Source organism: Streptomyces sp. TRM64462, from assembly GCF_013362995.1.
Taxonomy (GTDB): Bacteria; Actinomycetota; Actinomycetes; order Streptomycetales; family Streptomycetaceae; genus Streptomyces.
Map to the genome: position 1 here is coordinate 22237 of NZ_JABWDV010000464.1, position 10089 is coordinate 32325.

Here is a 10089-nt window from a genome sequence, read left to right on the forward strand (position 1 = left end):
TCCTCGTCCAGCTCCATGGCCATCATCTGGGGGCGCGGGTGTCCGCGCCGATCGTGAAGCCGACCGTGGTCGTCCGGTGGACGCACACCGCGGTGACCCGGCACTTGGGCGCGGCCGGGACGGGTGCGGCGGCCTTCGCGGGGCCGAAGCGCGGGGCGGACGTGAACAGACCGGCTCGGTGCGCCGTTCCGGTCTGCCGCTGGACGAGGTCGACGAGCGCGGAGCCGGTGAGGGTCTCGGTCACGGTCACTGTACGGATGGCCGTCATGGCCCCGGCGCCGGTGCGGACCGAGCGGTTGGTGAACGACGCGGCGGGGTCGAGCAGCTCGGCCTGGACGGACGGGTGGGGACCTCGCACGATCCACCGACGGCGGCTCGGAGCGGTCCTCGATCGCGACCTGGAAGCCCGGGCAGGCGAAGGTGGCCTTCGCGATCGCGGCGCCGGAAGCAGGGTCCACGTGCGCGTCGGTGGAGGCGGTGCAGAGGGTGGGCGCCGAGGCCGCCGTGGAGGAGTAGCGAGGCAACGCGAACCGAGCGGGCAGAGTCACTCGCACGCGGCGCGCCCCACCGCTGAATGGAACCGGCCTCTCCCCCAGGGCGACGGCGAATCGATTCATCCTGGTCCGTTCGGGTGACGAGAGCGGAGAGTGCCGCGAGGACCGAACGCGGGCCACTAGAACGGAGGCCGAGCGGACCGCGCTCCGGATGAAGGCATCACGGAAGGGCGGCCGCCTCATCCTTCCTTCCCTCCATCCTTCCCACCTTTCCTCCACCCGCTTGCTGTGGTGCTGAAACGGAGATGCGCGTGCCCGCGATGAAGTGGACCGGTGAGCTGTTGGACTCGCTGCGGAAGACCGGTGACCCCCTGGCCGACGCCGCGATCGAGGAGATCTACGCGCTCGGCCGCCAGGAACAGGTCCGCGAGGCTCTCCTCGCGCTGGAGGGCAACAGCGAGGCCGTCCCGGACGGACTGCCGCCGAAGCTGGAGGAGTACTTCACCCGCAGTGCCGTCCTGCCGGACTGGGCCGACCCCGAACTGACGGCCCGCGGCCAGGGCCTGCTCGGCCGCTACCAGGGGCACATCACCACCACGCTGCTGTGCGGATCCCTGCCCCTGTGCTACAGCTGCGGTGACGGCGCGCAGGTCCTCCACCGCTCCACCCGCCTCACCCAGGGCGTCTTCCGCCGGCTGATGGAGACCGCCCAGTTCGTCGTCGACGTCCTGGAGACCGGCAGCCTCGGACCCGGTGCGCGCGGAGTGCGTACGGCCCAGAAGATCCGCCTCCTGCACGCCACCATGCGCTACCACCTGTCCCGCAAGGACGACTGGGACACCTCCTGGGGCCTGCCGGTCAACCAGGAAGACCTGTCCGCCACTCTGATGTCCTTCTCCGTGATCATTCCCCGCGGCCTGGCCCGGCTCGGCGTCGAACTCCCCGCCCAGGACAGGGACGCCTTCTTCCACATCTGGCGGATCATCGGCCACGTCCTCGGCGTCGACGAACAGGCCAACCCCTCCACCTTCGACGACGGTGCCGCCCTGGTGGACACCGTCCTGCGGCGCCAGCAGCGGGCCTCCGAGGCCGGAACCGTCCTGACGAAGGGCGTCCTGGACTTCATCCGCGAGGTCCTGCCGACCCCGCTGTTCGCCGGCGTGGGCCCCACGTTGATCCGCCACCTCTCCGGAGACGAGACCGCCGACATCGTCTCCGTCCCGCCGGCCGACCTCACCCAGCTCGCCCTCGCCGCCCAGTCCCCGCTGAGCTTCGGCTACGGCAAGGCCGGCGACACCGTCCCCCTCCTCGCCAAGGCGTCCAACGAACTGGGCCTGGCCGTCTTCAAGCAGGGCCTGCGCCTGACCAACAAGGGCCGCCGCTACCAGTGGCAGGTCCCCACCGGTCTGACCCCCACCACCTGACCAAGGCCCAGCGCCCCCTCTCGCTGTACGGGCGTGCTGGAGCGGCCGGCGTAGTCGTGACCCCCGGAACGGGGCGCGAACGGCACGCCGTCCTCGGCACCAGCCGACCGCGGCCCGTACGGGTTGGGTACCCCGGCCCGCCCGGCCGGTAACAGCCGCGCTGCCGGGCTCAGCCTCCGGCGCAGCTCCCGCCAGGTGGCCTGCACGACGGTCCCGTCCGCAGGGAGCGGCGGGACGGCCGCGACCACCTGGATGCGCCTCGCTCGCCAGGACGAGGCGACCATCGGCAATCTGGCCTTTGGTTGACCACCGTGGCCGGCCGGATAGCTTCGACCTTCTGCGATCCCGAGCGGCCCGCCCGAGGCCGCCCATGGGCAGCAGCCGCAGACTTCGTGGTGACGCCTGCCGACGACCCGCGCCCGACGCGCAGGCGGTGCTGGCCGATTCGGCCGGCCTCGCCCTGCTCGTCGTACGGGACTCGCCCACCCCGGGCGAACGTCTGGCGTTCGTCCTGCACGACATGTGCGCGGTCCCGTTCGGGGAGATCGGTCAGGTCCTGGGGGGAATCCGCCGACGCCTCCAAGCTGATCGCCGGCCGCGCCCGCCGGAAGGTCCGGGCCACGACCGGTCGGCGGGCCCCGACCGCGACCACCGGCAGGTCGTGGAGGCGTTTCACGCAGCCGCCGTCGGCGACGACTTCGCATCGCTCCTGCGCGCCCTCGACCCGAACGTGAAGAGGACCGTGACACCCCGGCCGGCGCGGTGGTCACCCTCGGCGCCACCAAGGTCGCCGCCGGCGCCCCCATGTTCTCCGGCGAGGGCGCCCACCACCGGCCCGTTCTGGTCGACGGCGTCCCCGGTCACATGGCGGCCTGGCGCCCCGACATGGGGCGGACCGAACACCGACGTCACCATGGTGGGGTTCGGGCAAGGGCACGCATGCCTCAGACGATCGCGCCGGAAGCCACCCCGTCGGCCGCGGTGATGAGCTCGGTACTCAGGGCTGCGGGTGCGGTCTGACCTGCGGAAACTGTGGTCGAGAGGTGATTTCCCGCCTGATGTGAGGGGCCCTGAGTGACCGCTGTTTGCCGTTATGTGTGGCACGTTGTGGCACGTTGTGGCACGACGGGCGGCCCGGGCGACTGAGAGGGCGGGTACGGGCGGCTGCTCGCCTCATCGGAGGGTCGAGCAACCGTACTGATTGTTGCGGTTCGCACCTGCACTGTCCTCGATGTTCGGCCGCAGGTGGCCTGTTCGACCTGGCACGCTGTCGGTGTGACGTACGCCGTGACCGTTGAGATGTGTGTTCCGGACGATTCGCCGGAGATGGACGCGCTGCACCGGACCGGTGCCACTGCTCTGTTGCAGCGGGGATTCGACGCGGTGAAGGCGATTGAAGGGCCGGACGGCGTCGAAGCGGATCTCCTGGATGTCGTGGTGGCCGTGTACCCGCACGGCGCCATCGTGAAGGTGTTCGTCGACGCTCCCACCCTGGAGATGGCGGAGGAGGCGGTCGGCTCCGTGTCCGTGGAGGTCTTGGAGCGCTCGGAGCTGCTTTCGGAGTGGGTTGTGGAGAGCAGTGAGGTGAAGCTGCACCCGGATCTGGCGCGGGAGAGTCTGGAAGCGGCCGAAGGGCCGGAGGCGCCGCCCAGCGATCTCCAGGAACGCAGGGCCCGGCACTCGACGGCGGCTCCTCGCACTGACAAGCCGGAGCAGGGCACGACGGATCACGAGGCCGTCATGCGCGGTATGGCGGCGCGTTTGGGCGCGTTCGCCCCCGGGGCCTTCGGAGCCCTCGACCCGGAGGAGGATGGCGAGGGCCCGGAATCCGGTGTGACGCTGGACGACGCCGAGTTGGCCGCCGGGGCCCTCGCGTGGGCTTGCGAGGTGCTCATCGATGAGCTGTTCGAGGACGTGCAGACCCTCGCCCGGGCGGAGACCAACGTCGCGGAGTGCGAGGAGCCCTTGTGGCACCTTGAGGATCTGCCGCCGCGCTATGCCCTGCGCTACGACCAGCTGTTCTCCCGGCGCTTCCTGGTCACGGTGATCGCGCTGACCACCCGGTTCACCGACGGCAGCTTCCAGCGACTGGGCTGCGTGGCGGAGGAACTGGCGCTGAAGTTCCTGCTGGGCCAGGCGCGGGTCACACTCGACACGTTCGGACTGCTCGGCCGAGGCGTGGAGGACGCGCTCGACTTCTTCGCCGACGGGGTCTACGAGGACACCGACTTCCTCTGGCTCTATGACGGCGCGATGGACGGCGTCGACGAGGATCCGGCGTTCAGCTCGCTGCGTATCGCCCCCATGGACCTCGCATCGTGGTTCACGCCCTTCAACGATGGGCGCTATGTCCACCCTTACGCGGCCGACGAGTCGGACGAAGCGGCGTAGCCGGCCTCGGAGGCGCTACGCCGCCACGCGCCGGTGTCCCTCGTCCGTTGACGGCCAACACGCGGAGGCCCTGGTCTCCGGTGTCCAGGGCCTCCGCAGCAAGCGCGTTGAGCTGTTCGGCCCACTGCTGGGACTTGATGTACGGGGTGCGGTTTCTGCGAGACGGCCGAGGCGGTCGGATGGGCGCCCGAGGCCACTCGGACGACCTGTGGTTGACCTTGACCTAAGGTCAGGGTGGAGATTGGGCGCATGACGAACTCACCCTGGTCGGGCATGGTTCCCGTCGACGACACAGCCCTCGCGGTCACCGACACGGGCGGCACCGGCACGCCCGTCGTGTACCTGAACGGCGCTTACGCCAGCCAGCGGCACTGGAAGCCCACGATCGCCGAGCTCGGCGGCGGCGACTACCGGCACATCACCTTCGACGAGCGCGCCCGCGGCAAGTCGCAGCGGTCCGTGGACTACTCCTTCGAGGCGTGCCTCCGGGACCTCGACGTGGTCCTGAAGGCACGACGCGTCGAGAAGCCGATCCTCGTGGGCTGGTCATACGGGGCGTTCATCGCCATGTACTGGGCGGAACGGCACCCGGGCCACGCGCTGGGCGTGGTGAACGTGGACGGAGCCTTGCCCGCCGGCCTGACCGGCGAGGAGGGGCGCGAGCGGATCCGGAAGCTGTTCCGCAGGAACCGGCTGCTGCTGCCGCTGGTGGCCCCGTTCGGCCTGGCCGCGCGGATGTCCGCAGACCAGCACGCCGAGGTCAACATCGAGCTCAACGAACTCGCCGCCGCCTGCGCCCCGGTCCTGGAACGCGTGACCTGCCCGGTGCGGTACGTCCTCGCGACGGGCGACAGCTACGGGAGCAAGGACGGTGAGCAGGACGGGGCGCGCGCCGCCCTCGAACCGGTGGTCGCCGCCAACCCGAACCTGAAGGTCGGCGCGAGGGTCGCCAGCAACCACGGCTCGATCATGCGCAAGGACTACCGTGCCATCGCCCAGGCGATTCGCGAGGTCGCGTCCGCCTCCGCGCCCGCCGGCCTCCCGATGCGAGACTGAGCCCATGGCAGGCGGGCTCACGATCAGTCAGGCGGCCGCGTTCGCCGGTGTCACGGTCAAGACCGTACGCCACTACCACCGGCTCGGGTTGGTGGACGAACCGCGGCGCGACACCTCCGGCTACCGCCGCTACACCTCGACCGACCTGCTCCGGCTGGTCCAGGTCCGGACACTGGCCGGGGCGGGCGTACCGCTCGCCGAGATCGGGGACCTGCTGGACGCGGACCCCGAGCGGTTCGCCACCAAGCTGGACGACGTCGAGCGCCGGCTCACCGAGCGGATCGACGAACTCGTCGCCCGCCGCGACACGCTGCACCGGCTGGCCGACGGCGACCGGGCGCTCCTCCCGGACCGCGCCTGCGCCCTTCTGGACCGGCTGGCCGAGCTCGGGTTCCCTCCCGACTACGCCGCCTCGCAACGAGAGGGCCTGGTCCTGGCCCGGGCGCTGGCGCCGGAGTTCCTCGACGGCTTCCTGACCCAGCTCGAGCACCGGCTCGACGACCCCGAGTACGTCGAGCTGTCCAAGCGGAGCTGGGAAGCGGTGTCCTGGGACCCGGACGACCCGCGGCTCGACGAGCTCGCGTCCGCCCTCGCCGACAACCTGCTGACCAACCGCGAGCTCATGGAGGAGCAGGCCGACTTCTTCTCCACACCCGATGCCGCCACCCGCTATGAGCTGATCAACAACCACCGGGCAGAAGAGGCGCCCACCCTGACCCGGCTGACCGCGCTCATCGAGGCGAAGCTGCGCGCCGCCGGACTCGACATCCCGTACAAGTGAGGCTGTGACGTGCACTAACGGGTAAGGGAATCCGGCGGTGATTCCGCTGAATCGCTCGTCCCGGGGCGAACGCCGGAAGGCCACAGAGGAAGCAGGGCGCCTCAGATATAGGCCAGCTCGCGGAACGCGTTGCGGACGTCGGTCAACGGCTGCCCGCAGTCGCCGGCCTGGTCGTCGCCCGCCGCCTGATCGGAGAGGGGCAGCTGGTCACGATCAGGCATGTGATCCGGGAACTCTCGGCGCACACGACGGGAGCACGGCGCTGGAATAGCCCCATGGCCTCCACATCCACGGGATCGTCCGGCACGTACGCCACCGACCTGATCGTCATCGGCGGAGGCCCCGCCGGCTGCGCCGCCGCCCGCATGGCTGCGAGCGTCGGCATGCGGGCGGTCCTGATCGAGCCGGACGCGCTGTGCCGCAACCTCTACCGCATCCCGGCGCTGAACAACGTCCTGGGCGGCCACACCAGCGGCCCGGACCTGGCCGACGCCATCACGGCGGAGTTGAAGGGCACGGACCTGTGCCGCCTGGAACTGGGCCGCAGCGCCACGGACCTCCGCGCCGACGACGCCCAGGTCACGGTCACCCTGGACACCGGTACGAGCCTGTCCGCCCCGTACGCGGTCGTGGCCACCGGCGTCGGCCCGCTCCAGCCGAGGGACGTCCCGTGGATCACGGCCCCGCCCGACCTCACCCTGCCACCCCTGTGGAAGGCCGACGTGGCCGAGGGCGAAGGCCGTACCCTCCTCGTGCTGGGCGGGGACCGCCCGATCGGCACGTTCCTGCGCGCCCACCCGACGACAGTGACCCGCCTGCTCGTGGCGTACCCACCCGCCGACGACTACAAGGTCGAGGAGATCCGCGACGACCCACGCGCCACGCTCCTCCCGGTCGAGCACGTGACCCTGCACCCGCCGCAGGGAACGACGACGGCGGCAGAAGCCGTGGGCAGAAGCGGCGAACGACAGAGCGTCACGGCAGACGCTGTCTTCCTCAGCATCGGAAATGCCCCCACTGCCCCGCCGGGCGACCTCGTCCGCGACGCGACCGGCTACTGCCGCCCCGACGCCCAGCACCCCCGCGTCATTGTCGCCGGCGACCTGCGCTCCGCCCGCTACCAGCGCGTCATGACCGCCCTCGGCTCGGGCAGTGAAGCCGCCCTGCACGCCTACTACGCCACGAGGGACCTGCTTGCCAAGGACGACGGCTGACCACAGCGTCTGGCGCAGCGCTCTCAGCGGAGAACAGCGCAGCCGGGGCCGTGACCGCCGACGGCGGGCGCGCAAACCAGTCCGGCTCGACCGGGACCTGCTCTGGCGCTGCGCTTCGTGGAAGCAGCCGGCAGGCCGGGACGCTCCCGAGAGGCCCGTTCAACGCGACAGAGGCGTGGCGGGAATCAGGCGGGGTCGCGCTGCTCGATGGGCCGACGCCACCACTCCGTGGACTTGAAGCAGCCCATCAGCCAGTGTGCCTCCGCAGTGTCGAGGATGACATGGCCGACGGACGGGATGGGCTCGAAGCGGAGCATTCGCTCTTGGATGGGCACAGGTTCCCAGTCAAGGTCATGGTGAAGCAGTACCGCATGCGGCTGTCCGCGGCGTTGCCAGAAGACCATGGGTTCGTGGAGCTCGTTCTCGAAGGGCTTGACGATGTCGTCTGGGGCGAACTCGACGTCTGCCATGTCGGCCCACCTGCCGACTCCCTGACGTTCCCGGGTGAGGTAGTGCCGCATGCCTTGTACGAACGCGTCGAGGCTCGCATCGTTCAGTAGCGACTCCCGGGAGACGACGATCGACTTCGCCGTCTTGCGCAGCGCGCCGGCCCGGCGAAGCTGACGGGTCGCATTGGCCCAGAAGAGGCCGCCCCGGTCAGGATCATGGACCACACAGAGCACGGGAAGAGTGCCATCGCGCCAGTTGTCCCCGTGATCGCCGACTCGGACGCGGTGGCCGCGTCTGGTCCGGGTCGAGACGCCGCCCTTCACCTGTATGGCCACGGAGTCCTCCGTCCGCCGCCCGTTCTGGACGAAGGTGACGTGCAGGTCCTCACCGTGGTCGTTCCCGCCGTCGACCTCCTGAACGAGATGGCCGTGCCGCTCCAGGAGCGCACGCACCTCATTGACCGCTATGCGTCCGATGCGCCGGCTCTCAGGCACCTTCGGCATCGATCCCCCTCACTTTGCGCGAGGGCCAGGGTATGGCCGTCAACTGACACCTGGGACGCCGTGTCTGGCGCGCATGGGCCTGGGTAACAAACAAGGCCCAGGTCGCTGACCTGGGCCTTCAGTGCTCTGGAGCGGGTGACGGGAATCGAACCCGCGCTCTGAGCTTGGGAATCACCCGGTCATTAGCGGCCCGAGGGCCCATTGATCTGCGAAAACAGCCGGGTCGGGTGCCGCGCTGGGTCCTCGGGAAGAGCCGTTGATGACCACTGTTTACCCCCTCGTCTGGCACGGAGTGGCACGCCGCGCCCAGGGCTGACGTTCGAAGGCCCCTGCGGTCGCCTGCGAGCGAGGATGTGCCACCCGGAGGTGGACGCTGTTCTCCCGGCTTTGCTGGCATGAAGATCGCCGTTTTCAGCAGTGGCGCCGTTGCCGAGCTCACGCCGCACGTCTGTCAGCGCTTGTGGTGGACGCTGGACGCTACCGGCGCCCGTAAAGCCATGGCCGCCACCGATACCGAAGCCGTGCACCTCGTCGACACGTAAGGTGAAGGTGCGGTTGGCCCAGGCGGCCACCGTCACGATCCTGGAGTGCACAGCTCGAAGGAGACCGAGATGGCCGATTCCAAGAAGCCGAGCGGCGGTGGCAAGCCCAACGCCAAGCCGGCGGCCCCTTCCGAGCGACGCGGCCAGACCCCTATGAGGCAGCCACGCTTGATGCCGGGTCGCCCGCCGTCCCCGCCGGCCCCGCCCTCTCCCCCGTCGCAGGCGAATGAGTGACGAACATGGCCACGATCCTGCGCGCTGAGATGCAGACGGCTCCCGCAGGATAGGGCTGAGCCTCTCCGGTCGCGCCTGGTGGGCGATATCGGATTGGCTCGACCAGAATGATGTCCCGGTCGGGTGAATCCTCCGCGCTCGTGTTGAACGCTCCAGGGCACCCCTCGACGAGAGATCCGTCATCGAGCAAGCACGCCACGTTGATCTCCACCGCAATCGGGTACTTCCACTGCTTGAACATCTGCCACCAGGCGGATGTTGCTGATGGGTGCGGTTCCTTGCCGTACCGCCAGGCTGCCAGGCCCGCCAGGGTGGACGCCGTGAGGAGCATGCCCACCGTCCAAAGCGTGAGTGAGGCATAGTGACGTTCCGTATAAGTCGTGCCCTCGCGGATTAGGCGGCCTACATCCGGCGTCATCCCCGGCCAGCAAGCTCGCACACCGGCAAACACTCCGAGGACCACCAGCTCGGTGAGCACGCTGCAGAAGACCACTGTGCCCGTTTCGCGGAATGGGGACATGCGGCGTTCGGAACTCATTCGCTCGCGGACCACCACGTACGTAAGACCCGGCAGCAGGAGCACCACCAGCAGCAGGAGTCCGATAGGCGTAGTGGGCACGGGCAGATCACTTCCTTGGTAGGGGATCGCCGTACAGGCTAGGCCGTTTCCTTCGGATCATCTGATCGTTGGTTGATGCGTGTCGTTGACTGACGCCCAGTGGGCACGCATCGAGCCGTTGCTGCCGGACCGGACACCGAAGCGGGGTGGCCGGTGGCGGGACCACCGGCAGGTGATCGACGCGATCGCCTTCAAGTACCGCACCGGCACTCCGTGGATGGAGCTGCCCGAGCACTTCGGCTCATGGAAAGGCGCCCACAACCGGCTGCGGAAATGGGCCGCCGACGGCACCTGGGAGAAGGTCTTCACCGCCCTGCTCGCCCAGGCCGACGCCGAAGGCGACCTCGACTGGGTCGTCGCGGTCGACTCCACGATCGTCCG

At 69.7% G+C, this 10089-nt stretch carries 10 protein-coding genes; 7 read left to right on the plus strand and 3 right to left on the minus strand.

Annotated features, from left to right (window positions below):
• Nucleotides 1–22 precede the first annotated feature (22 nt).
• Complete coding sequence (locus tag HTZ82_RS31015) at nt 23–358, minus strand: hypothetical protein (protein WP_175412735.1); 336 nt, start codon at nt 356–358, stop codon at nt 23–25.
• 441 nt (nt 359–799) lie between these two features.
• Between HTZ82_RS31015 and HTZ82_RS31020 the strand changes: the two genes are divergently transcribed.
• The 5 genes from HTZ82_RS31020 (at nt 800) to HTZ82_RS31040 (ending at nt 7360) form a co-directional block, all read left to right on the plus strand.
• On the plus strand, nt 800–1918 hold the full coding sequence (locus tag HTZ82_RS31020; RefSeq protein ID WP_217624794.1) for an oxygenase MpaB family protein: 1119 nt from the start codon (nt 800–802) through the stop codon (nt 1916–1918).
• A 1275-nt stretch (nt 1919–3193) separates the two neighbouring features.
• Nucleotides 3194–4309 carry a hypothetical protein gene (locus HTZ82_RS31025; RefSeq protein WP_175412737.1) on the plus strand — a complete coding sequence of 372 codons (1116 nt, stop codon included), beginning with the start codon at nt 3194–3196 and terminating at the stop codon, nt 4307–4309.
• 249 nt (nt 4310–4558) lie between these two features.
• The gene (locus HTZ82_RS31030; protein ID WP_175412738.1) at nt 4559–5365 is read left to right on the plus strand and encodes an alpha/beta fold hydrolase; all 807 of its coding nucleotides are present in this window, start codon (nt 4559–4561) and stop codon (nt 5363–5365) included.
• A 4-nt stretch (nt 5366–5369) separates the two neighbouring features.
• On the plus strand, nt 5370–6146 hold the full coding sequence (locus tag HTZ82_RS31035; RefSeq protein WP_175412739.1) for a MerR family transcriptional regulator: 777 nt from the start codon (nt 5370–5372) through the stop codon (nt 6144–6146).
• Nucleotides 6147–6421: 275 nt separating this feature from the next.
• Nucleotides 6422–7360, plus strand: coding sequence for an FAD-dependent oxidoreductase (locus tag HTZ82_RS31040; RefSeq protein ID WP_175412740.1), 939 nt, complete (start codon nt 6422–6424; stop codon nt 7358–7360).
• A gap of 185 nt (nt 7361–7545) precedes the next feature.
• Here the strand turns inward: HTZ82_RS31040 and HTZ82_RS31045 are convergent, their stop codons facing one another.
• Nucleotides 7546–8313, minus strand: a complete 768-nt coding sequence (locus tag HTZ82_RS31045; protein WP_175412741.1) for a DUF4365 domain-containing protein — start codon at nt 8311–8313, stop codon at nt 7546–7548.
• 395 nt (nt 8314–8708) lie between these two features.
• Here HTZ82_RS31045 and HTZ82_RS31050 point away from each other — a divergent pair, with 395 nt between their 5' ends.
• A complete protein-coding gene (locus HTZ82_RS31050; RefSeq protein WP_175412742.1) occupies nt 8709–8855 on the plus strand; it encodes a hypothetical protein in 147 nt (48 codons plus the stop codon).
• Between the two features lie 151 nt (nt 8856–9006).
• Here HTZ82_RS31050 and HTZ82_RS31055 read toward each other — a convergent pair whose 3' ends face one another.
• Complete coding sequence (locus tag HTZ82_RS31055; RefSeq protein WP_175412743.1) at nt 9007–9708, minus strand: DUF6338 family protein; 702 nt, start codon at nt 9706–9708, stop codon at nt 9007–9009.
• A 79-nt stretch (nt 9709–9787) separates the two neighbouring features.
• On the opposite strand from HTZ82_RS31055, the gene HTZ82_RS31060 reads away from it, so the two are divergent.
• A partial coding sequence (locus HTZ82_RS31060; protein ID WP_175410252.1) for a transposase occupies nt 9788–10089 on the plus strand: 302 nt, incomplete at its 3' end.

What these genes read in the sequence shown, in the direction of transcription:
- HTZ82_RS31020 (WP_217624794.1), top strand. Translation starts at nt 800, where the DNA reads ATGCGCGTGCCCGCGATGAAGTGGACCGGTGAGCTGTTGGACTCGCTG.
- HTZ82_RS31030 (WP_175412738.1), top strand. Translation starts at nt 4,559, where the DNA reads ATGACGAACTCACCCTGGTCGGGCATGGTTCCCGTCGACGACACAGCC.
- HTZ82_RS31035 (WP_175412739.1), top strand. Translation starts at nt 5,370, where the DNA reads ATGGCAGGCGGGCTCACGATCAGTCAGGCGGCCGCGTTCGCCGGTGTC.
- HTZ82_RS31040 (WP_175412740.1), top strand. Translation starts at nt 6,422, where the DNA reads ATGGCCTCCACATCCACGGGATCGTCCGGCACGTACGCCACCGACCTG.
- HTZ82_RS31045 (WP_175412741.1), bottom strand. Translation starts at nt 8,313, where the DNA reads ATGCCGAAGGTGCCTGAGAGCCGGCGCATCGGACGCATAGCGGTCAAT.
- HTZ82_RS31050 (WP_175412742.1), top strand. Translation starts at nt 8,709, where the DNA reads ATGAAGATCGCCGTTTTCAGCAGTGGCGCCGTTGCCGAGCTCACGCCG.